The following is a 672-nucleotide window of genomic DNA, read 5'->3' on the forward strand; positions in this document are numbered from 1 at the left end:
CCCTGCGTCTCGTCATAGCGGAACGCCGACCAGGGTATGGGATGATAGCTCTGTCCCAGTCCGAGGAAACCGCCCGTGGACAGGATGACATAGGCCACCTGTCCGGTCCGCTCGTCGAGAATGAGTTGGTCGACGGTACCGAGCTTGTCACCATCGCGGCCATGCACTGTCTTGCCGCGCGCATCGTCGGCGGAAATCAGGATGCGGCTTGCGAAAGGACGGGCAACGGGTATTTCTGTATTGGTGGCCATGGCCATTCTCCGTTCAATAAATCTCCGGGGCGGCAGGCAATTACCCACCGCGCCGAAAATGTGCCTTCTCAGACCAGGCTGTGCTTGAGAGCGCTCGCCTGATCATGGCCGGCCTTAACCGAGGTGAAAGCATCGCGAATGATGGACCTCGTTGCCGGCGCCAGATCGGCATCCTTCAGCGCGATCTCGAACTTCGCCTTGATGTGGTCCTCGCCGCGCTCGACCTCCTCGATGATCGCCTTGTCGTTCTTGCCGGTGAACGCCTGTTTCAGGTCCATGAAGCTACGATGGGCGGCGCCGAGGAAGCTTGCGCTGTCCTGGGGCTTGCCGCCGATCGCGCGCACTTCGGCCTGCATCGAGGAGACGACCTGTCCGCGATCACGCGCGAAATCGGCGAACAGGGCCGCAAAACGGGTGCTCT

The 672-nt window shown here is 61.5% G+C and carries 2 protein-coding genes; both read right to left on the reverse strand.

Features of this window, described 5'->3' with window-relative positions:
- The coding region (locus MRBLMC3_RS17520; protein WP_363830876.1) for a PRC-barrel domain-containing protein at positions 1 to 251 on the reverse strand (251 nt) is incomplete at its 3' end.
- 68 nt (positions 252 to 319) lie between these two features.
- Positions 320 to 672 (reverse strand): ferritin-like domain-containing protein (locus MRBLMC3_RS17525; RefSeq protein WP_363830878.1); only part of this gene is annotated, 353 nt, incomplete at its 5' end.

This window comes from Sphingobium sp. LMC3-1-1.1, from assembly GCF_040676285.1.
Taxonomy (GTDB): domain Bacteria; phylum Pseudomonadota; class Alphaproteobacteria; order Sphingomonadales; family Sphingomonadaceae; genus Sphingobium.